At 42.1% G+C, this 21,945-nt stretch carries 17 protein-coding genes; 13 read left to right on the top strand and 4 right to left on the bottom strand.

The genetic code is table 11. The annotated features are described in order from the left end of the window. The first annotated feature begins 25 nt into the window (after window positions 1-25). Window positions 26-3,487 (top strand): hypothetical protein, encoded by a 3,462-nt coding sequence (locus BM049_RS05565; RefSeq protein ID WP_218147215.1) that lies wholly within the window; start codon window positions 26-28, stop codon window positions 3,485-3,487. Window positions 3,488-3,872: 385 nt separating this feature from the next. Here the strand turns inward: BM049_RS05565 and BM049_RS05560 are convergent, their stop codons facing one another. Next, window positions 3,873-5,087: an HD-GYP domain-containing protein gene (locus BM049_RS05560; protein ID WP_091529352.1), complete on the bottom strand. Its 1,215-nt coding sequence runs from the start codon at window positions 5,085-5,087 to the stop codon at window positions 3,873-3,875. A gap of 165 nt (window positions 5,088-5,252) precedes the next feature. On the opposite strand from BM049_RS05560, the gene BM049_RS05555 reads away from it, so the two are divergent. Then, window positions 5,253-5,861, top strand: a complete 609-nt coding sequence (locus tag BM049_RS05555) for an N-acyl amino acid synthase FeeM domain-containing protein (RefSeq protein WP_091529350.1) — start codon at window positions 5,253-5,255, stop codon at window positions 5,859-5,861. Continuing rightward, complete coding sequence (locus tag BM049_RS05550; protein ID WP_091529348.1) at window positions 5,861-6,619, top strand: ThiF family adenylyltransferase; 759 nt, start codon at window positions 5,861-5,863, stop codon at window positions 6,617-6,619. Before BM049_RS05555 ends, BM049_RS05550 begins: the two co-directional genes overlap by 1 nt. A 283-nt stretch (window positions 6,620-6,902) precedes the next feature. Here the strand turns inward: BM049_RS05550 and BM049_RS05545 are convergent, their stop codons facing one another. Both BM049_RS05545 and BM049_RS05540 read right to left on the bottom strand, forming a co-directional pair. After that, window positions 6,903-8,408, bottom strand: a complete 1,506-nt coding sequence (locus BM049_RS05545) for an LTA synthase family protein (protein WP_177188604.1) — start codon at window positions 8,406-8,408, stop codon at window positions 6,903-6,905. Between the two features lie 819 nt (window positions 8,409-9,227). Further along, a complete protein-coding gene (locus BM049_RS05540; RefSeq protein ID WP_091529345.1) occupies window positions 9,228-9,491 on the bottom strand; it encodes a YesK family protein in 264 nt (87 codons plus the stop codon). Window positions 9,492-9,687: 196 nt separating this feature from the next. Here BM049_RS05540 and BM049_RS05535 point away from each other — a divergent pair, with 196 nt between their 5' ends. From BM049_RS05535 to BM049_RS05505, 7 genes are all read left to right on the top strand, one after another. Next, complete coding sequence (locus BM049_RS05535) at window positions 9,688-10,677, top strand: Gfo/Idh/MocA family protein (protein WP_091529343.1); 990 nt, start codon at window positions 9,688-9,690, stop codon at window positions 10,675-10,677. A 47-nt stretch (window positions 10,678-10,724) separates the two neighbouring features. After that, window positions 10,725-11,315 (top strand): DUF7010 family protein, encoded by a 591-nt coding sequence (locus BM049_RS05530; protein ID WP_143079461.1) that lies wholly within the window; start codon window positions 10,725-10,727, stop codon window positions 11,313-11,315. Window positions 11,316-11,362: 47 nt separating this feature from the next. After that, window positions 11,363-12,673: an SH3 domain-containing protein gene (locus BM049_RS05525; protein ID WP_091529339.1), complete on the top strand. Its 1,311-nt coding sequence runs from the start codon at window positions 11,363-11,365 to the stop codon at window positions 12,671-12,673. Between the two features lie 44 nt (window positions 12,674-12,717). Next, entirely contained in the window at window positions 12,718-13,215 is a 498-nt protein-coding gene (locus BM049_RS05520; protein ID WP_091529338.1) for a DUF7000 family protein, read from the top strand. A gap of 362 nt (window positions 13,216-13,577) precedes the next feature. Then, the gene (locus BM049_RS05515) at window positions 13,578-14,378 is read left to right on the top strand and encodes a TspO/MBR family protein (protein WP_091529336.1); all 801 of its coding nucleotides are present in this window, start codon (window positions 13,578-13,580) and stop codon (window positions 14,376-14,378) included. A 22-nt stretch (window positions 14,379-14,400) separates the two neighbouring features. Further along, window positions 14,401-15,360 carry a hypothetical protein gene (locus BM049_RS05510; protein ID WP_091529334.1) on the top strand — a complete coding sequence of 320 codons (960 nt, stop codon included), beginning with the start codon at window positions 14,401-14,403 and terminating at the stop codon, window positions 15,358-15,360. A gap of 159 nt (window positions 15,361-15,519) precedes the next feature. After that, window positions 15,520-16,146 carry a flavodoxin family protein gene (locus tag BM049_RS05505; protein WP_091529333.1) on the top strand — a complete coding sequence of 209 codons (627 nt, stop codon included), beginning with the start codon at window positions 15,520-15,522 and terminating at the stop codon, window positions 16,144-16,146. Between the two features lie 56 nt (window positions 16,147-16,202). Here the strand turns inward: BM049_RS05505 and BM049_RS05500 are convergent, their stop codons facing one another. Continuing rightward, window positions 16,203-17,024, bottom strand: coding sequence for an ABC transporter ATP-binding protein (locus BM049_RS05500; protein WP_245751869.1), 822 nt, complete (start codon window positions 17,022-17,024; stop codon window positions 16,203-16,205). A 141-nt stretch (window positions 17,025-17,165) separates the two neighbouring features. On the opposite strand from BM049_RS05500, the gene BM049_RS05495 reads away from it, so the two are divergent. From BM049_RS05495 to BM049_RS05485, 3 genes are all read left to right on the top strand, one after another. Next, window positions 17,166-18,152, top strand: a complete 987-nt coding sequence (locus BM049_RS05495; RefSeq protein WP_091529331.1) for an ABC transporter substrate-binding protein — start codon at window positions 17,166-17,168, stop codon at window positions 18,150-18,152. A gap of 2 nt (window positions 18,153-18,154) precedes the next feature. Then, the gene (locus tag BM049_RS05490; RefSeq protein WP_218147214.1) at window positions 18,155-20,119 is read left to right on the top strand and encodes an iron ABC transporter permease; all 1,965 of its coding nucleotides are present in this window, start codon (window positions 18,155-18,157) and stop codon (window positions 20,117-20,119) included. A 374-nt stretch (window positions 20,120-20,493) separates the two neighbouring features. Then, window positions 20,494-21,372 carry a DUF6671 family protein gene (locus BM049_RS05485; protein WP_218147213.1) on the top strand — a complete coding sequence of 293 codons (879 nt, stop codon included), beginning with the start codon at window positions 20,494-20,496 and terminating at the stop codon, window positions 21,370-21,372. The last annotated feature ends 573 nt before the right edge of the window (window positions 21,373-21,945 follow it).

Genomic DNA, 21,945 nt, shown 5'->3' with positions numbered 1-21,945 from the left:
AAAATTTAAAGAAAGAAAGGATTAGATGATGACTAAGACAGATAAGTTGTACTTTGGGAAGACAGCGTTAAAGCCTGAAACAAAAGACGTTTCAATGCAAACGGTGTCAGTGGACGAAGAGACATATTTCAAGATCGATAATTATGATCAAATGGATCCGTTTTTCATGACAGTAGTAAGTGATGCTGATCACTGGATGTTTGTATCCAGCACCGGCGGACTGACGTGCGGACGAAAAAATGCCGAGTCAGCCTTGTTTCCCTATTATACGGATGACAAGATCCACGACAGTATAGAAACGACGGGGCCCCACACGGTATTGATCGTCAATAGAGAGGGAAAGGATTTTCTGTGGAAACCCTTCTCCCGTCACAACAGCAATGTATATGAAATCACGCGAAACTTATATAAAAATGTTACAGGAAATAAAATCATGTTTGAAGAAATCAATCATGACCTGAAAGTAAGCTACAGCTACACCTGGAAAAACAGTGATGCCTTTGGGTTTGTAAAGGAATCCAATCTGACCAATCTTACTGAAGAAAAAACCGACATTCAAGTCCTTGACGGTATTCGAAACATTCTGCCTTACGGGGTCAACACATTGCTCCAGGATACGAAAAGCACCCTCGTAGATGGGTATAAACGTTCTGAATTGCTGGAAGGCTCTGGACTGGGCATCTATACCCTCAGTTCGATTCTGACGGACAAGGCCGAACCAAGTGAATCGTTGAAAGCAACGACAGTATGGTCAAAAGGACTGGATGAACCGGGCTATCTTCTATCAGAACAGCAACTGGATGCCTTCTCGGAGAACAGAGGGGTCGAGACAGAAAACGACGTGAAAGGACGTAGAGGGTCTTATTACGTTGTGGACACGATCACCTTGGAGAAATCCAAATCAAGAGAGTGGATCATCGTTGCAGAGCTCAATCAGAGTGCTGCAGATGTTGAGAAACTCCAAAAAAATATCCTTGATACTGAAGCGCTTAACCTTAAAGTCGAAAAAGATGTCGAAAGAGGAAGCGAGACGCTCAAAAAGCTCGTGTTCGAAGCAGACGGTTTTCAGCAGACAGCTGATGAAAAGGCCAGCTATAGGCATTTCTCCAATACTCTGTATAACATTATGCGCGGAGGTATCTATGCAGGCGGCTATGACATCGACAGGGAAGATTTCAAATCTTTCATAAAATCATGGAATAAAGAAGTCTACAGTAATGTGTCAGGTTTTCTGAATGAACTGCCTGAAACCGTTAAGTATAATGAGCTGTTAAAACAGGCAGGAGAGTTGAATCAAAGGGATTTCGAACGCTTAGTTTACGAATATCTGCCTTTGACATTCAGTCGACGTCACGGTGATCCTAGTCGACCGTGGAACAAATTCAATATCGAAGTAACGAAAGAAGACGGGGGTAAAGCGCTTAAGTTTGAAGGGAACTGGCGGGATATTTTCCAGAACTGGGAAGCTTTAAGCATGTCTTTCCCTGCATACACTGAAAGTATCATAGCTAAATTCGTTAATGCCTCGACTCCAGATGGGTATAATCCTTACCGCATTACAAAAGAAGGTATTGACTGGGAAACACTCGATCCAGATGATCCATGGTCGAACATCGGCTACTGGGGGGATCACCAGATGATTTATCTATTGAAACTGATGGAGATGTCTCAGGATTACCATCCAAAAAAACTGCTGGACCTGCTGCATAAAGATATTTTTGTATATGCTAACGTTCCCTACCGCATCAAAGGCTTTGATTCACTTGTCGATGATCCGAGAAACAGCATCGACTATGATGATGAAAATGAGCAGAAGATCAGTGAGCGAGTAGAGCACCTTGGCTCTGACGGCAAGTTCCTCTTTAAAGGAGACGCGCTGTATAAGGTGAACCTTATGGAAAAACTGCTGGTTTCCTTACTTTCGAAATTCTCAAACTATGTTCCAGAGGGCGGTATCTGGATGAATACACAGCGTCCAGAATGGAATGATGCCAACAACGCATTAGTAGGTAATGGCTTGTCAATGGTTACCTTGTACTACATGCACCGTTTCCAGAAATACATGAGTCAGCTTCTAGACGAAATGGGAAGGGATACTGTAGTGGTTTCCGTTGAAGTCGCTGAAATGTTTGAACAGACTCTGGCTGTACTCAAGGATAAGGCGGTTCTTCTCGGTAATGATATCAGCGATGCAGAGCGTTTCGAGATCGTGGAAGCACTGGGAAGAATCGGTGAGAAGTATAGAAACGCTGTTTATACGAATGGTTTCAGTGGAGAGAAGAAAGAGCTTTCCAAGGCTGACCTGAAGGCTTTCACAGACTTTTCCCTGAAACATTTGAATGATTCCATCAAGAAAAACAAACGCAGTGACGGTCTCTATCATTCATACAATCTGATCAGGTTCGATCAGGATGCATGCAGTGTTTCTCATTTGTATGAAATGCTTGAAGGCCAAGTATCCGTATTGAGCTCAAAAGCTCTTGATGGAGATGAAGCTCTGTCTGTTCTTAAGGCACTGAAAGCCAGTGCTATATATCGTGAGGACCAGAACAGCTATATGCTCTATCCAAACCGTGATTTGCCAAGATTCCTGGAGAAGAATGTGATTCCTGAAGAAAAAGTCATGTCTTCCGCTATATTAAAAGCTGAGCTGGAAAATGACCGGACTCGTTTTATTGAGAAAGATATCAATGGCAAGTATCATTTTAACGGGAAGTTCAGAAACGGTGAAGAGATCGAAGAGGCATTAAAAATGACTGGAGAGTACCAGGCTGAAGAAATAAGACGAGTGAAGGAAATCTTCTCCGATTTATTCAATCACCATGCCTTTACTGGCCGTTCCGGTACGTTCTATAAGTACGAAGGCCTCGGATCGATTTACTGGCATATGGTCTCAAAATTAGCGTTAGCGGCTCAGGAAAACTTTTCTGATACCTACAGACGTCATGGCATGAATGAGACAGCTGAGGCGCTTATAGCCTACTATGAGGATATCAAAGCTGGGATAGGGGTCAACAAATCACCTGAACAGTATGGTGCCTTTCCGACAGAAGCCTACTCGCACACGCCAAGTTTTGCCGGTGTACAGCAGCCCGGAATGACGGGTCAGGTCAAGGAAGATATTATTTCCAGATTCAAAGAACTGGGTGTGACGGTAAAAGAGGGTCATGTAGGATTCAACCCTCTACTGCTAAAGAAATCCGAATTTTTGGATAAAATGGTCGAATGGGATCTGCCGGAGAGCAATCTCTTGGACAAGGAAATGATCCAGCTGGATGAGCAGTCTTTAGGGTTTACCGTTTGTGCCGTGCCGGTGACATATGAACTGAAAGACAAGAAAGAAATCGTTGTCTCCTATACAGATGGGACAGAAGAAGTTTTTGAAGATACCCATGTATTGAATCAGGAGACAAGTCAGACTTTATTCAATCGCGAGGGAAGAATCAGCAGGATCAATGTCGTGCTTGACGGCAGTGATCTTCAATAGCGTTTGTGTGTTCGTATTAGAGTCTCGTGGCTCGTACAGTCACTATTGCTGCTGCAGGAATACCAGTATGACACGATAATAGAAGAAATGAGACAATATATAAATCCCCTGAAGCGAGACAAAAATGATCGTCTCGCTTCAGGGGGTTTTTAATATCAAACGCAAGGTTTTTATTCATCATGTGGTAATAGAATACTTTTTATATATATCCCACAAAAAAACATTGATATATATTTATTTTTAGGATATAATTGTGAAAAAATAGCGTAGGAGTGAGACGCTATTTTTTTGAAGATCAAGAAAACATTTAGAACAGGTTTACAGGGATACGGTGATTTAATAAATTAAGTGGTATGATTATACATAAGGATTTATTTAAAGCTTACTATAGAAAATCAGTCATTTTTTCAAATTCGTCCAAAGGATCATGGCAGTCAAAATATATTTTTAAAAAGTCAGGTCTTGCAGCTTCAATGGCTTGTGCCAAGTTGGGATCAAACTGTGAGCCTACCCCTTGGTCCAGTCGCCTGAATGCTTCTTCCAGAGGCAGTTCTTTGCGGTAAGCTCTTGTGGATGTCATGGCATCAAAGGCATCCGCCACAGCAAGTATGCGTGCTTCTAAAGGAATGGACAGTCCTTTTGAGCCAGTAGGGTAGCCTTTACCGTCCCATCTTTCATGATGATAAAGGACTCCATTTTTCAATCCTTTCAGGCCTTCGACTTTTTCGACCATTTGAGCCCCGAGCGACGTATGCGTTTTGATGATTTCATATTCTTTATCCGTCAGTGTTGTCGGCTTGGTCAGAATATGTTCGGGCATGTTGATTTTGCCGATATCATGCAGAAGACCGCTTAACCTCAGATGTTTGAGCTTCTGTTCATGCTGGTATTCAGGAAGATGTTTGGCTAAGGCGACCGCATATTGGCTCACACGTTCGCTGTGACCAAAGGTGTAAAGGTCCTTGGCTTCCATCGCCACAATGAAACTCTGAACGACCTGTTCAAGTGTCATTTCCATTGACTGGATGACCGTATTGACTTGTTTGTTGTAGAGCATATTCAGCTTAGACAGCAAGAGGTAGCTGAATGTTGCAACAATGATATATAGAAGGATACGGTTCGAAATATCTATTGTATCCGCTATGTAAGAGAGGTTGCCTGGAAAACCTATGCGTACAAAGACCATGCTCAGGAGTCCCATCACTGAGTAGAAAATGGACAGGGACCGCTTACCGTAAAGACTGGTGATGATAGGGATCAGCAGAAAGTAACTCCATGCTTCAGAATATCCTGAACCGAAATACAAACTGATGATGACGAAAACCACTGACAGTAAGACGATATGAGTCTTCAACTTTGTAGATGTACGGGTAAAGCGAAAGACTAAGAAAACGGTTGATAAGACAGCAAAAATGAGTAGTAGTATTCCCAGATCAGCTCGTGAGAGTGGGAGATTAAACCATCGGAATATAAGGTTCCAGCTGATACTCAGTATGATGTAGATCGATGCTATTTTAATTATCTGATTGTTCAGGTTCTGATCATAGTCTTCGATCAGTTCCTGCATTAATTGTTCCTTTTCATTTAAAGGTTTATTCATAGTGGTCGATCATCCTAATTTCATGTATTTTAAAGAAGTGACTATCCTTTAAGATTTTATCATTTTTTAGCATAAATAACCATGAAACTATGGTTTTTATATTTGGTAACGCTTTAAAATATGGCAAATTTTTCACTAAAAAACTATTTTTAGGAGTGTGTTATAATGGAAAGCGAAAAAGAGTATCATTTTGGAAGAGTTGAAGGAAACAAAAGTACGGAGGCAATAGCCCTTCATCATCAGCGTTATCAGGAAGTGGGGTTTTTGAAAAAGGATGACGAAGATCCATACATAGATCATTCGACATATTTTGTGGTAGAAACGGCTGATGCCAAAGAAGTGGTAGGGGTTACACGTCTTATTTTCATGTCACTGGATGACCTTCCCACGATGAAACATTTCAATATTTTCGAAATCGAAAAATTGAAATTGGCAGGGCTTGAAGATAATAAATATGCAGAAATCAGCGCATTTACCAAGATGCCGAAACACGATGTCGGATTAGGATTGATTCGCACGGTATTGAATTATTCATTGAGTAATGGTCTTACCCATTGGGTATGCTGTATTGATGAACGCGTTTATCGTTATATGCACCGTATTTTTAAATTTCCTTTTGAAGTCATCGGGGAACCGAATGTCTACCTTGGATCTAAAACGATTCCGTGTGTGCTGAATCTCTCAGAATGCCTTACGACATTGAAGGAAAAACGTCGGACATTATATGACTATCTCGTGGAGAGTGAAGAAAAAGTAATGGAGGGGATCAAGTAATGGTCAAAGAACAATTTATTCGAAATTTAGGCATTATGTCAGAAGAGGAAGTACAGAAACTACATAATACAGCGATCGCTGTTGCAGGATGCGGCTGTATCGGAGGCTTTTCAGCAGAACTCCTTGCACGAATGGGCATAGGGAAACTGATTCTGGCAGATCCTGATACCTTTGATGTCTCTAACATCAACCGCCAGTGTGCTGCGACGCACTTAACTGTAGGCCAGAGAAAAGCGGAGGCATTAAAAAACCATTTACTGACAATCAATCCCAATATGGAGATCGTGTGTTATAACGATGGAGTCACTGAGACAAATGTAGCCTCATTTTTAGACGGGGCTGATTACGTCATTGATGCGATCGATTATTTTGCTTTTCCGGAATCTGTCGCCCTTCACCGTGCCGCCAGACAGAAAGACTTATTCATCACCACTGCGGTCGCCTTAGGGTTCGGGACATCAGTTCTGACGTTTGATCCTAAAGGGCTGACTCTAGAAGACTATACAAATATACCTGAAGACATAACGATCGAGGAGCTGCAAGGTAAGACTTTTCCACCTTCTGCTTACAGCCAAAACCTTCCTGATTACGCAACGGAAGAGAATATCGCCGGCTGGGTCGAGAACCGTTCGATCCCTACGATCAGTGTCGGTCAGGCGCTTGGACCGGGTGTGCTTGTCTCAAAACTGGTCCTGCATCTCTTAGACAGACAAATGCCGAAAATCGTACCGGATTATTTCCAGCTGCAATTTGAATAAGAAAATAGTCTCTGATTATTATTTGAGCAGCCACTACATGCGATGCCCAGACCAGTTGCGTTGTGGTAAAATTCAACGGATGGTCCCACCCGCTAGAGGCGATCAGGGAATGATTATATAACTAAAAGAGCTGGTTCGGGACTCTATTTCAGTATCAATTTAAAAGAACAAAGAAAACACCGTCAAATAGAGGATTACTTCCTCTGTTTAACGGTGTTTTCAGCTTTTTCAAATTTTACCATCACTCTGCTGTTAATAATAGATATTGGCAGAAATCAATACTTCAGTACGGTAAAGTTTTATAGTAATCTGTTTCAAGGATTTTGACTGAGTAATAGAATTTGTTTTCGATCAACAGAGATATGGCATCGATATACTCGTCGTAATTTTCTTTGCTGTCTGTTTCTCTGGGTACAAATTCTTTTGTAGCTGCATTGTATTTGACTTTGTCAGTGATGAAGCTTTTATTTCTGAACATGACAAGGGGGCGGGCATCAGAAAAGATATCTGACCCCATAAACAATCTGGAATCATAGTCTATCCCGAGCAGATTATAAAGTGTAGGCACGATGTCGAGATTTGAACTTGGTTTATCTATCGTAACAGGATCCATACCCTTAGTATAAAGGAGCAGGGAGCTTTTATGGCGTTCAAAATCCTTCTCTACCTCATGCCCGGCAAGCTCGTCTATCGTGCTGTTGTCCAGACCATAAGGATAATGATCCGTTGTTAAGGCAATTAACGTTTTATCGGCAATACCTTTCTCATCCAGCTGGCTGAGCAGATTCTCCAAAGCTTTATCCAGTTCGATTTGGGTGGCCAGGTAAGCCTGGGCCTGATCTGAATAAGGCAGATCCTTGACATATTCTTTGTTTTTATAAGCGATATTGTTTCCTGCAAAAGAATACTGCATATGTCCACTGACAGTGATGTAGTAAACATGGAAAGGTTCATCATCGATATATTCAGGAACGGAGGCTTCCATCATCTCCAGGTCCGATCTCGGCCATCCGCCTTGGATGTCAAGCCCGTTTCCGATACCTGTATATTTATAGCCCATATTGGGGTGAGAAGCATCCCGATTGTAATAAGTATAACTATGGTTATGAAAGGCTGCAGTATGGTACCCGTTTTCTTTTAATTTATTTCCCATGACAAATGGAAGCTTTATATCAGCTGATGCAGAAAAACTCCAGATCCCGCTTTTGGGTACAAGACTGGTCATTGAAACATATTCCCCATCTGAGGAGCTGACATCCCAAAGGGGCACATAGAAATCAGTGAAATTGTATCCTTCATGCATCATTTTATATAGCGTGGGAGTAAGTTCCTCATCCACAGTGTAAGGGGCAAAACTTTCAGCGGTGATGAAAATCAGATTATAGCCTTCGAATTTTCCGGTATAGTCATTTTTGGCTGTTGGTTCAACTCTGGAAAAATACTGATGCATCTGTCTGATCGTTTCGTTGGTTTCACTTGACATGAGTTTTTCAAAATCGATATCCAAAGTATTGTATTCTATTTCCTTTTCAGGCTGCTTCTCGACACTCTCTTCTTTCCTGTCTGTTTTGCCCGGTTCGTTATTCGAGACCTGTAGTACGTTTTTCTTAATCTCAGGTTCTTTTAAGGGTTCCGGATCAGAGTCAGGCATCTCTGGTGCCCGTTGAGTCGGCGACCAGCCTGTAGTTAACCTTTGGAAATCTAAACGCATCGTCGTTATCATCCCTAGTCTGTCAACGGAAAGAATAGGGTCACGGGTCTGAAAATAGAGATCATAAGCCGAGTTCATATCTCTGCCACTTAACCAGATAGCAGATAGTCCTGTTAAGTGAAAAATAATTATCAAACCGAGGACAAATCCTCGGTAAAGACCATTTATTCTATCAAAACTGAACAACTTTCTGCCCATAAATAAAATGAAAAGGGAGGGTAAGAAAAACAGGATCAGCCAGAAAATATTATTCGATATTATCATCCATATGTCGCGTCGGAACTCTAATATCTGAGAAGCATTACCGGCTGAATAGAAGCTGTAAAAGGTTCTGAAAAACTGAAAATAGATGAATTGAGAAGAAAAAAGTAAACCTGTCAGACCTAGAAAAACAGCTGACAGCATCTGACTAACTCTTTTTCTGAACAAAGTGGTAAGTAAAAAGAATAGTAATGCTGGAATAAGTGAGAACAGAAAGGAAATAAATAGATTGAATGATAAGAAATTGCTGTATCCGTTAACGTTAAGTCTTAATATCCCTTCCATCCACACCAATGAGAGGGTATAAAAGGTTATCTGCCGTATACTATTGTTGATGCGATTCATGAAAGCGCCTCCTTTATATGATATATTATCATATAATGAATCTTTGTACTACATTGGAAATTTGAAAGAGATAATGGTTAGATAAATAGTAATAAAGGGTAGATAAAGTTACATCTTCTCTCTTGACGGGAGATTGCTGGTGTTCGCTGCTGTATAAGTGGAAAAGGATCTCCAGAGAAAAATAAAAAAATCGTATCAGTTGATAAAACAAAAACACTGATACGATCGATGAAGATCCTAATTTAGATTATGGATGGCAACAGATAGGTAATTACTCAGTAATGGAGATGATTAATTGGTTTCGGTTAATTTGAGTAACAGAACGGTTGTCAGCGAGGGTGCGCCTATATATATACTCCATATACCCAGACCTAGACCTGTCCACCCACCGATAAAGTAGCTGGCAGTCAAAGTGATGAGCGTGATGATAAATAAACTTCCGAATGTAATGTACAAGGCTTTTCTGGACACAGCAGTTTTCTTCTGTATAAAGTAAGCGATAAATGCCACGACAAGGGATATGCCTATGACTACTCCAACGAATCTTAAATCCATATTCGATCTCACTCCTTAAAGTATAATATTTTGATAAACGCTTTGAGTAAGCTGGTTTTAGAATATCACAAGTATTTAAATTATTGAAACCATAGGGGATAAATTGGTTATCCGTTCTTGATATCTTTTTTTCGGATTCCTGTTTATAATGGTAGTAAGCATGTTTAGTGAGTAAAAATTTTAACGGAGGTATATTATGAAGAAATTTGGATGGGCTTACATTGGGTGCGGATCGATCGCCCGTACAACAGCAAAAGAATTAGTGCAGACAGAGGATAATGAAATCGTAGCAGTCTGGAATCGGACACAGTCAAAGGCTGAAGCTTTTGCTGAAGATTTCGGCGGAACCGTTTATGACACGCCCGAAGAAGCAATCAATGCTCAAGGTGTAGAAGGGGTGTACATCAATGTGAATAACGATATGCATGAAAAATATACCCGACTTTCCATTGAAAACGGCAAGCCGGTACTCTGTGAAAAACCATTTGCGGTAAATGAAGAAGTGACAAAAGAGGTATTTGATTTTGCGGAAGAAAAAGGCGTGTATGTTTCGGAAGCGATGTGGACATGGCACAACGACACTGCTCTAAAAGTCAAGGAGTGGGTGCAATCTGGAGCTGTGGGAGACATAGAATCCGTCAGCTGTGCGTTTGAAGTCCCTCTAGTAAATAACTCAACGAACCCAAGACTGACAACACCCTCCATGTTGGGCGGAGCTCTGATGGATCTCGGTGTCTATAATGTGAGATACTGTTACGAGCTGTTTGGACTTCCGGAAAGCATAGAGTGTGAAGCAAGAATGGAAGAGGTCGATTACAGCGAAACGATTACTTTTGATTATCCTGGGTTCAAAGCCATCCTGTTTGTCTCCATGGAAAAAGAGGGAGGTAATTACTTCGAGATAAAGGGATCGAAAGGTTCGATATACGTACCTAAATTCAATTCGGCACAAGCAGCCATGCTTAAAACAGAAGATAAGGATGAAACGTTTGAAGTAAATGATCTTTTGTACGGCAAGCAGTTCTCCAATGTTGCCGGGGAGATCAGATCCGGACGAAAAACAGGTGAGAAAATTTCCGCCAAAAGCACGATCGAAGTGATGGGCTTGCTTGATGAATGCCGCAGACAGATGGGGCTTGTGTATCCTCAGGAAAAGGATAGGTATGAAGGGGGAGAACAGGACTGATGATGAAAAAAGTTGAGCCCGGTAAACGGTCAGGAGGGTAGAGATTGGTGACTAAGAAGAAAGAGTGTCTGACATTAAGCGAGGCTCAAACGGAAATGCGGTCTGCCTTTTTAGGAGGGTTTGCCGGACAACTGGTATCGGGTCTGATATGGTTGACAGCATCCTGGTTCAGTGTATACAGGTCTCCTGTGCACGGCATGATTGTTCTGTTCTTTGGATCGATGTTCATCTTTCCATTGACACAACTGACTTTACGCATATTGGGAAGACGTGCAAAAGTGAGTGATGAAAATCGTCTCTGGGCACTCGGATCGCAAATAGCTTTCATAGTACCTATCGATTTTCTGCTGGTCGGGGCTGTCATCCTCGAGAGACAACTTTGGTTCTTTCCAGCGGTTATGATCATTGTAGGAGCACATTATTTACCGTTTATGACTCTCTATGGAATGAAACTGTACGGTTTTCTGGGAATCCTGCTCATTTTAGGCGGAGTAACACTAGCGCTGTTTGGACCAGCATTATTTAGCCTCGGCGGATGGCTAACAGGGGGGCTCTTAATACTCTTTGCTTTCATTGGTCGCTTCATAGTCATAAAAGAGGAAGCCAAAAGCCGATTCGACGAACGGGTCGGGTACTGAACTGAGAATTGAAATTTTTAAATGTACGGATGGAAAGGGGTTATTAAATGTTAAAGAGAAGGTACTTAATATGGACAGTCATTCTGACGGTATCGGTGATTGGTTTATCGGGATGTATGGATCAGGCTGGCTCACAGGATGTTGTCCCGGATACCCAGCAGGAAGAAGGGGCAAGTAACGAGGAGCAGGATGAGAATCAGGCAGAGGATGAAGCGGAAGGTGAGCAGACTGAAGAATCGAATGAAGTAGCAGAACAGTCTGAAGAACCTGAAGAAGAGGAGGAAGAATCAATATCGGTCTTTGGCAATCAGGAAAACAATGTCTACATCAGCGATGACGGTGCGAATGTTAAAGCAGCCAGCAGCGAAGAAAGTGAAACGCTCGGACGCTTGATCCAAGGAAACGAAGTAAAAGTGATCGATGAAAGAGAAGAAAATGAGACAACATGGTATCAAATCAGTCATCATAACTCGAGTATGAATGAGGGATGGGTCTCGTCAGACTACACCGTCAGTGATATGAATGAACTTCATTCATCCACTTCATTCGATGATGAAGAACTGAATGACTTTTTTACCTCTCCGACACTTTTTGAGGATAACCGTGTCGTTGCATACTATGGGCACCCTAACTCTGAGGTCATGGGAATCGTCGGCCGTCATCCGGTAGAGGAACTGATCGATCTCTTGAAGGAAACGACGGAAACCTATGATGAGGCTGATGAGGATAAAGGGGCTATTCCTGCCATTTATCTCGTATATGGAACGGTTCAGCCAGGCGGAGTGGTTCTAAGAATGAATCATGACCTCGTCATGTCTTATATTGAGGCAGCTTACGAACAAGGCGTGCTGGTCTATATCGACCACCAGATGGGCAGTCATCATCCGACCTATGCCATAAATGAAATTCTGTCATTTCTGAGATACCCGAATGTCCATCTCGCACTCGATCCGGAATGGCGGACTGAAAGACCGATGCAGGAGGTTGGCCACATTACGGGACAGGAGATCAATGAAGTACAGGAAATCATGAAGGACTATATCGAATCCAATGACATACCGGGGACCAGACAGTTCGTGTTCCATCAGTTTGTCGAGAAGATGATCCATGATGTTGAAGCCGTATCTACTGATTATGAATCCGTCCTGGTGGTGCACAACACTTCAGGCTGGGGATCTCCCGACGGAAAGAAAGCCACGCATAAGCGAGTTACTGAAGCCTCGCCTATTCCATACAAGGGATTCAAGCTATGGTATCACTACTCAGATGACCCTGGTGTTCACTACGATAACCCGCTCATGACACCTGAAGAAGTGTTGAATCTGGATCCTGAACCGAATCTTGTCATTTATCAGTAATCTGACTGAAGCCACTGTAAATGCTACAGGAAGGGGAAAGTAGTATGGCCTCTCTTAATGAAAGTATGATCGCGTACGGAAAGCTGATAAAAGAAACAGAGTTACAGGAAGCCTATAAAGGATTAATGCAGTTCATGAAAGAGTTACGCACACACCTTAAAGAAAATCACCCAGACTATAACGTATCGGCAAATCTTTACCCGGGTTATCTAGATCTGACGTTTTTCTCATTTACCACTGAACTTACAAAGGCAAAAGACTTGAAGTACATGGTGGTCTTCATTCACGAGAAGACAGAGTTCCAGGTCTGGCTGTCTGGAAGAAACAGAAAAGTCATGTCAGCTTATCACGAGAAATTCAAATCATATCCAATGGGAGACTACAGATTGACCAGTGATGAAACAGGGATGTCGGCGGTTATAGAGTCCGCTCTAGTTGAGGATCCTGATTTTGATCAGCTGACTGAACTGACCCAACAAATCGAGAAAGGGATCAAACGCTTTAAAGAGGTTATCGAGAATGATTTTTTAAATAGTGATTAAATCATTTAATTATCAAAATCAACGCAACCAGCATGATTTAGTGCTCATACTGGTTGTGTTTTTTTAAAAATCAGTTTTTTGTTTTTAAAATGAGATACTGATTATTTCTAAAAGTTGAAAGAAAAAATAAAGTCAGGGGAACTCTTTTGTATTGTCGATGGAGAAGGTGAAAACTATCGACTGTATTGAGAGCGATTACTTAAATGTTTTGATATAATGAGATTGACACGAAAGGAAAGTGAATGAGTGTTTTTTTTGAATTGTTCAGGTGCCGATATCTATGACTGATCACTTATAAAAAAAGAGTATAAAATGTGTTGGGGACAAGAATGGATGAATAAAACATATAAGGAGGAGAAACAATGAAAACGAAGACTAAAGCATGGATAAGTGCCGGTTTGTTAGCTTTAACTTTGATCGTCAATGCCATGGGTGCTTTCGGTTGGATCAATGATATGTCCCAGCAGGAAGTATCAGATATGTATCCGACGCTGATCACTCCGGCACCGTCGACCTTCAGTATATGGAGTGTGATTTACACCTTTCTGATCATTTCCATCATTCTCATGCTTATCAGATATAATGATGCTTACTATGAAGAGGCGATAGAGGAAATCAACTATCTTTTCTGGCTGTCGTGCTTTTTGAATATTATCTGGATCATAACTTTTTCTTACATCCTGATCGGCTTATCGACCCTCTTCATTTTTGCCTTTTTGATCGTTATGGTTCTGATTGTAAAGAGGGTGGGTAAAATCCAGACGAAAAGACGCTGGCTGCTGCCCCTTACGTTCGGATTGTACTCAGGCTGGCTTTTTATAGCGACCGTTGTGAATATCTCGGCCTGGCTTGTTAAAATCGAATGGAATGGCTTTGGGATAGCTGAAGAAATTTGGGCTGTAACCGTTCTTCTAATTGCAGTGGGGTTGACGGCTTTTGTTTTATTCAATACGGAAAACGCCATCTTCCCGATCCCGATCGCCTGGGCTTATTTTGGCATCTACAACAAGCTGATTTCCCCGGAAGGCTATCAGGGCGATTATACTGCACTCCAATACACAGCCTTGATCGGGATCGTTCTGCTGATCGGTTTGGCAGCGATCCAGTTTTATAAAAATCACTATAAAATCATGCCCCGTCATCTTGAAAAGGATGACGTATAACTAAACTGAGGAGCGGGGAAAGATGATCGAAAGATATATCTATGCAGTGACGCGAGAGCTTCCGGAAAAATCCAGGAAAGAAACGGCTGAAGAATTAAGAGTACTGATCAACTACCGTCTTGACAAAGCAGATAAGACGTTATCAGAAGAGGAAAGAATCGATAAAGTGTTAAGAGAACTCGGTAATCCAAGAAAAATGGCAGACCGTTTCAGAGGAAGAGAAAGGTATCTAATCGGTCCCAAATACTTCTACAAGTATCTGTTTGTTCTGAAAATCGTTGTGCTGTCCATCATCATAGGTATTTCAGTTGTATCTGGACTGGCTGTATTGTTTTCCACTGAAAGCTTCGTAGAAGTGATCAGCGGCTATCTTGTTACTCTTTTTTCTGCAGTGCTGCAAGGAGTCGTTTGGGTAACGGGTATTTTTGTACTATTGGAATACAATGACGTATCCGTCGAGCCGGGTAAAGAGCAGGAAGAGTGGGATCCCTCTAAGTTACCTTCTTTACCTAAGGGAAAGGACCGGATATCAAGAGTAGAGTCAGTCTTTTCCATCGTATTTACCACCCTGTTCCTCTTGTTGTTTTTCTTCTTAAGAGATAGGATCGGGATATACTACAGGTCAGGTGGAGAGTATGGTTTCATCCCTCTTCTTGATGTAGAGGCAGTCAGCTTATTTGAATTCCTTATTTTCTTTATTTTCATCCTTAATATAACAGTCGAACTGATCAAGCTGATCAAGGGCAGATGGACGATAACCGTAGCTGGCCTCACTTCGATATTGAATATCATTTCAGCAGCCATTTCCATTTACATCATCTATTATATGGATATCTGGCACAGTCAGTTCATTGAGCGATTCGAAGAGTTCATGCCGCTCTCCTTTGAAAGGTCGCTTGTTTTTACCATTGTAATCATAATTATCGTCACCCTAATTGAAGCTTTAGCTTCTCTTTATAAAGGAATAAAGTACAGCAGCTAGCTGAGGTATCCAGCAAAGTATATCCAGCTGTGCGAGTTATCCAAAGCTTTTCCAGTGTTAAACGAGCAGACGAATATGGACCAGTGAGGGCTAAGACTTTGAAACTGAAAAAGTTATCGATACACTAAAGACAACAATGAAATCATAAGGAGGATTTTTATGTCTTTAAAAGCAGTTGTTTTGAATTGCAGTTTGAAAGGGAGCGGGGAACCGTCCAACACGCGTGCCCTGATCGATGAAGTGGTCAAGGTTTTTGAGAAGAAAAAAGTGGAAACAAAAGTAATCAGATTAGCTGACTATACTATTCCGGCTGGTATTTCGGATGATTTGGGCGAAGGAGATGACTGGCCTGACATATTTGAGGATATCAAAGCCGCTGACATCCTGATCATCGGTACACCGATCTGGCTGGGAGAAAAAAGCAGTATAGCGACAAAAGCTATTGAAAGACTATACGGAGGGAGCAGTCTGACAAATGAAGCGGGTCAGGCTATCTATTACAATAAGGTTGGTGGTGCTGTAGTGACCGGCAACGAAGATGGAGCCAAAAATGCTTCCCGTTCTATTATTTACGGTCTTTCCCATATTGGTTTCACCATACCGCCTAATGTTGATGCGTATTGGGTCGGTGAAGCAGGTCCCGGTCCTTCCTTTATTGAAGCGGAAGGTACAAAGAACGACTTCACCATGAACAGTGCTGAAACGCTTGGATATAACCTGGTACATTTCGCACAAATGCTTAAAGAACATCCTATCCCAGTTGAAGGGAATACCCTCAGCAGTTAAAAAGCAAATATAGAACTTCATACTGTAAAAAAACAGGTCTTTAAGGGCCTGTTTTTTTATATCGTAGATTTGAAAGATGGCTCGACTTTTCTTCCTTTGCTGTAAGGGATACATAAAGGGGTGCCGTATAATGGGTCTGTTGAGATCGTACATTGCATGTCATAGACATGCTGGACCATATCGCTTTTAACGATATGTTCAGGCGCTCCCTGAGCATAGATTTCACCATTTTTAATAGCGACCAGATTGTGAGCATATCGGCATGCAAGGTTTAGGTCGTGTGAAACCATGATGATCGTTCGCTTTTCTTTTTCATTTAAATCAAACAGCAGGTCCAGAATTTCGATTTGATGAGCTATATCAAGATAAGTCGTGGGTTCATCCAATAAAATGACATCAGTATCCTGGGCAAGCGTCATGGCGATCCAGGCCCGCTGGCGCTGTCCGCCGGATAGCTCATCGATGGATCTATCCTGTAGATCTTTTAATTTTGTAAGAGCAAGTGCTCTGTCTACCAGTTGTTCATCTGCTTCTGTCCACTGTTTTATCCATGATTGGTGAGGATAACGTCCTTGTTTGACCAGTTGATAGACCGTCAAGCCCTCGGGAGATACTGGAGACTGAGGCAAGATCGCCAGTTTTTTTGCGATTTCTTTTGAAGGTAATGTAGCGATTTCTTTTCCGTTCAGCAGAACGGATCCTTCTTTAGGTTTTAGTAAGCGGGCGATCGCACGGAGTAAAGTAGACTTGCCGCAGCCGTTGCTTCCAATAAAGACAGTGATTTTTTCTTTTGGGATTGTAAGATTCAGTTCTTTAATGACCAGAGTGTCTTTATACCCTAGAGAGAGAGAGTTGGTACAGATCAAGTCTTCCATCATGCATATTCTCCGTTCTTTGATTATAATTTCACATTAAACTATCGTTTGACCTTGAAATTTAGATAGAATCTGTTTATATTAATAAATGAGAATGATTTTCATTCTCATAATAACGCAAATGAAAGGATGGAACAATCGTTTATGAAAAAATATATAACGCTTTTTTCCGCTTTGATAAGTGGTTTTGTTTTGACCGCCTGTTCACAAGCAGATACAGCCTCAACGGAGAATGAAATCGATACTGAAATTACTGAGTCGATCACTGTTTCTGGTGTGCTGGGTGATGTGGAACTGGAAGAACCTGCACAAAAGGTTGTGGCTCTAGAATGGACTTACGCTGAAGATTTACTGGCTGTTGGTGTCCAGCCTGCAGGCGTCGCAGATATCGAAGGCTATAACAGCTGGGTTCAAATCGAAGAGGAGTTTGATGAAAGTGTCGTTGATGTCGGGACGCGTCAGGAACCTAATTTGGAGGCCATTGCCGAGCTTGAACCGGATCTGATCATTGGAATCAAATTCAGACATGAAGCCATACAGACTGAACTAGAATCGATTGCACCTACTGTGTTTTTTGATCCGTATCCAAGTGACGAAACGATCAGTCAGTACGATGAAATGGAGTCAACCTTTAAGGAAATAGCCGAAGCAGTCGGAAAACGGAATGAAGCCGAAGATGTACTTGCTGATCTTGATGCTACATATGAAGCGGCAAAAGCGCGTATCGAGGATGCTGACCTGAAAACGAATGATGTCATTCTAACGCAGGCCTTCAGTGCAAGTCAGGCTCCTGAGATCCGTTTGTTTACACAGAATGCTCTAGCCTCAGTCATTCTCGAAAAAATCGGATTGAATAATGTTCATGAAACGGATGAGTTTGAAGTATACGGCTTCAGTACAGTGAACGTTGAAGCATTGACAAAATATGAAGATGCAAACTACTTATACGTGGTACAGGATAGTGATAATATTTATGAGAATCAGCTTAAAGATAATCAAGTCTGGAACGGACTGTTTTTTGTTGAAGAGGAGCGTACTTATCCGTTAGGTGGAGATGCCTGGTTGTTTGGTGGACCGCTTTCAGCTAAAGTGGTGGCTGAACGCATCAGTAATACTCTGGTGGAAGATTAAACGTGTTCTCTAGTAATAAGGAGTCCCTTGTATCCTATTCTGCAGGGTTCATTTTACTGGCTTTGATAGGCATGACTCATTTAACGCAAGGCCAGGCAGGATATAGTCTACAACAGCTTCTGACTGAAGTCTGGGTAGAGGGAAGGGTTCAGGACATTGTTGTGGGACTGCGATTGCCGCGACTCGTCATCGGTATCCTTACAGGAGGAGCATTGGCATCGGCAGGTGTGATCCTGCAGACGATGACTCACAACCCGCTTGCTTCAGCGAGCACACTCGGTATCAATGCCGGCGCTTTTTTTGCTGTTGTCGTTTCCGTCATCTTTTTCCCCGGGCTATTGGGAAATCACCCTTTCATTGTAGCTGTATTCGGCGCTATTTTATCCGTTCTGCTCGTACTGAGTCTTTCTGGAAGAGAACTTGAGCCCGTTCGTGTTGCGTTGACTGGAATGGTCGTTTCTCTGATGTTTTCATCTGCGACGGGAGCACTGCAGCTGCTGTATGAGAATGAAACCAGTGGTTTATTTTTATGGGGGTCAGGTACACTGATACAACTTGACTGGTCAGGTGTCCAGTTTGCTTTTCCATTTATTCTCGTTACCTTGCTTGCCGCTATTCTGACCGGAAGTGAATTGGATGCTTTTTCTCTTGGCGAAGAATTGGCAACATCTCTGGGTCAGTCAGTCGGTAAGGTCAAACTGTTCTCATGGGTCCTTGCCATCACGCTGTCAGCTGTCACCGTAAGCGTCGTAGGGGCTGTCGGTTTTATCGGTTTGATGGCGCCGCATATCGTCAGGTTGATCGGTATCAAAGGACACAGAGCTTTACTGACTCATTCATTTTTATGGGGTAGTGTACTACTGGTTGCTGCAGATGTAATGGCTCGTTTGATCCAACCCGATCAGGAAATCCCTGTAGGAGCGATGACCGCATTAATAGGTGGACCCTGGTTGATGTTCTTGGCTTACCGGACAGCCACCGCTCAAAAAAGAGGAGAAAGAAGTCTGGGCGGAACGAAAAGACCGCTTGCTTTAAAAAGACTCTTTCCCGTCTTGCTACTTGTTCTCTGTATAGCCATGTTTATATCGCTCTCGTATAACGGAACAAATTGGGCGTCTATTTCAGAATGGACATCTGTGATCATCTGGAATTTTCGCATCCCTCGTGTCCTCATTACATTTATCATTGGGGCTATGATGGCGGCCAGTGGTGTATTACTCCAAGGGGTTCTTAGAAATCCTTTAGCTGATGCAAGTGTGCTGGGTATTACCTCCATGTCCGGAGTGGGAGCAATGGTTTTACTGGTCCTGTTCCCGGGGGTTTCCATTATCTGGATGCCGGCAGGAGCAATACTGGGTGCTATGGTTGCGATGCTGGTGATATTTCTTACTACGTCAAAAACCGGCTTTCAGCCCATGTTAGTGGCCTTGATAGGGATTTCTATTTCTGCTGTCGGTTCTGCGCTTATTCAGATCTTTGTCGTGAGAGCCAGACTTGTCGTCAGTGCTGCTCTAGTCTGGCTTTCAGGCAGCACGTATGCTAAAGGATGGAGTGATGTGTATCTCGCTCTCATGTTATTCCTTATACTCGTACCGGTAGCGCTATATCTGACCCGTTCACTGAACGCTTTGGCCTTTGGAGATGATATTGCTGCGAGTCATGGACTTTATATCACCAAAGTGCGCGCTTTTTCTCTCATTACAGGAGCAGCATTGAGTGCTGCAGCAGTATCGATCGTCGGGACTATAGGATTTATAGGCTTGCTTGCTCCGCACATTGCGCGCCGTTTGATAGGGTATTTCCACTTACCTTTGATGATTGTGAGCATGATGATCGGTGGACTGTTATTGAACCTGGCGGACTTTCTGGGGCGTGTACTGATCACGCCCAAAGAAATACCGTCCGGTCTAGTCGTTACACTCATCGGCGCTCCTTATTTACTCTATCTACTGAGAAAAATCAAATAATTAGCTGTAGTATACCTACACTGACCCGCTGTTTCTGTCTATTTCTGAGAGACATGCAATAGACAGTTAACTAGGCAGCTTTTCTTTGATCATTCAACACATGCAATACAAGCCCATTCAATAATAGTGTGAATGGGCTTGTTCTGTTACTGGTCTATTTGGAAGAATAAAAAATTAAATCAAGAAAAATAAATACATAGAGGCCATACTGTTTTAAAGTATGCTTTAGTCTGAGGCGTGAACTGAAGACACAACTGGAATCAAAAAAATTAATGTTTTCAAGAAAATAATTTGCTATGATAGACAAGTGGTTAATAGAACTTTTGTAACATTTTATGGATGTTTAGGGTTATTTTGTTTGAAAAGGAGTTTGGATGATGGAGCAAGAGGAAGTTTTGCAGTCACTGTTTAAAAACAGGACTGGTATTCTAGCGACGATGCACAAAAAAGAAGAAGTTATTTCACCTATATTAGAAAAAGAATTGGGAATCAAGACCGTTGTTCCTAAAGGTTTTAATTCAGATAAGTATGGGACCTTTACAGGAGACGTCGATCGTATCGGCGGGCAGTTTGAAGCAGCGCGTCGTAAAGCTGAAGGGGCCCTAGCGTTATATAACGAGTCCTTAGCTATTGCGAGTGAAGGGACATTTGGACCACATCCTCATATTCCCTTTATACCTTTTAACCGTGAAGTCGTCCTTTTGATAGACAAAGAGAATGATATCGAAATCAGCGGTATGGCAGCAACGACAGAAACGGATTTCAAACATAAGCGAGTGAAAAACTTTACAGACGCCTATGAATTTGCTCTATCTGCCGGTTTTCCCGAAACGGGTATAGTAGTAAAGGTAAGTGAACATTCAAAGGATCCAAATGAGATGATCAAGGGGATCACAACCAAGGAAAACCTGGAAAAGGCAGTTTTATATGCTTTAGAGGAATCAGCTGATAATGAAATTTTCCTGGAGACAGATATGCGAGCATTGTACAATCCAAAGCGCATGAAAAATATCGAGGCTGCGACTAGGGATCTTGTAAAAAACATAACCAGTCTCTGCCCAAGTTGCCAATGGCCCGGATTTAAAATAACAGACAGAACAAAAGGGCTGCCGTGTAAATGGTGTAAAAAACCTACTCAATTGACCTTGTCATATCATTATAACTGCAGTAAATGTGGTTATAGTGAAGAAGAAAAATATCCTGAGGGAATAAAGGAAGCAGACCCAGGCAACTGCCAGTATTGCAATCCGTAACTCATAAGGTATTTTTACTGTTTTTTGAAAAAAGGAAAACGGGCTGATTTCATTATGGGCAGACCTGATTAAAGTCAGTAATGACCACTGAACTTTTTACAGCTTGATGAAAGTTACGTATAGTCAAAACTTTCTGCCAAGTCGATTGTTTGAACTTAGCGGGTGGGGACTATTGGGCAGTGTAGTGACTACTCAGACGCTTGATTATTTCGGGCAGTCACGTAAAAGAGGGTCTTTTGACTGCTCCAATGAGATAGTCCTCTGGCTGGTCACTATCAGCCTGTTTTTAGGCCTTCTCAAGCGACAACTGAACATGAGAAGTCCGAACGTCCACCTTTTAGTGACAACTCAACTTAGCATTTTCTTCAGTAGACATTATAAAACAGCTTGTATCAGGCGTGGCTCTATTCTTACTGAGCGGTGACTACAGGCAGTGCATTGCACTAGAAAATCAAAGCAGGGTCCTACTCGCCAGGGTCGATTCATAGTTTGAGAGAGAAGAGTTTGAATATCTTTTTAGCAGCCACTGGGAACTTTGCAAACAGACATACCGTCCGGTCAAGGAGTATATAA

This window comes from Alkalibacterium subtropicum, from assembly GCF_900112455.1.
Lineage (GTDB): Bacteria > Bacillota > Bacilli > Lactobacillales > Carnobacteriaceae_A > Alkalibacterium > Alkalibacterium subtropicum.
This window is presented reverse-complemented; position numbering and strand designations above follow the sequence as displayed.

Excerpts from the sequence above, each read along its gene's own strand:
- BM049_RS05565 (WP_218147215.1), top strand. The coding sequence starts at position 26 with ATGATGACTAAGACAGATAAGTTGTACTTTGGGAAGACAGCGTTAAAG.
- BM049_RS05560 (WP_091529352.1), bottom strand. The coding sequence starts at position 5,087 with ATGAATAAACCTTTAAATGAAAAGGAACAATTAATGCAGGAACTGATC.
- BM049_RS05555 (WP_091529350.1), top strand. The coding sequence starts at position 5,253 with ATGGAAAGCGAAAAAGAGTATCATTTTGGAAGAGTTGAAGGAAACAAA.
- BM049_RS05550 (WP_091529348.1), top strand. The coding sequence starts at position 5,861 with ATGGTCAAAGAACAATTTATTCGAAATTTAGGCATTATGTCAGAAGAG.
- BM049_RS05545 (WP_177188604.1), bottom strand. The coding sequence starts at position 8,408 with ATGAACTCGGCTTATGATCTCTATTTTCAGACCCGTGACCCTATTCTT.
- BM049_RS05540 (WP_091529345.1), bottom strand. The coding sequence starts at position 9,491 with ATGGATTTAAGATTCGTTGGAGTAGTCATAGGCATATCCCTTGTCGTG.
- BM049_RS05535 (WP_091529343.1), top strand. The coding sequence starts at position 9,688 with ATGAAGAAATTTGGATGGGCTTACATTGGGTGCGGATCGATCGCCCGT.
- BM049_RS05525 (WP_091529339.1), top strand. The coding sequence starts at position 11,363 with ATGTTAAAGAGAAGGTACTTAATATGGACAGTCATTCTGACGGTATCG.
- BM049_RS05520 (WP_091529338.1), top strand. The coding sequence starts at position 12,718 with ATGGCCTCTCTTAATGAAAGTATGATCGCGTACGGAAAGCTGATAAAA.
- BM049_RS05515 (WP_091529336.1), top strand. The coding sequence starts at position 13,578 with ATGAAAACGAAGACTAAAGCATGGATAAGTGCCGGTTTGTTAGCTTTA.
- BM049_RS05510 (WP_091529334.1), top strand. The coding sequence starts at position 14,401 with ATGATCGAAAGATATATCTATGCAGTGACGCGAGAGCTTCCGGAAAAA.
- BM049_RS05505 (WP_091529333.1), top strand. The coding sequence starts at position 15,520 with ATGTCTTTAAAAGCAGTTGTTTTGAATTGCAGTTTGAAAGGGAGCGGG.
- BM049_RS05500 (WP_245751869.1), bottom strand. The coding sequence starts at position 17,024 with ATGATGGAAGACTTGATCTGTACCAACTCTCTCTCTCTAGGGTATAAA.
- BM049_RS05495 (WP_091529331.1), top strand. The coding sequence starts at position 17,166 with ATGAAAAAATATATAACGCTTTTTTCCGCTTTGATAAGTGGTTTTGTT.
- BM049_RS05485 (WP_218147213.1), top strand. The coding sequence starts at position 20,494 with ATGATGGAGCAAGAGGAAGTTTTGCAGTCACTGTTTAAAAACAGGACT.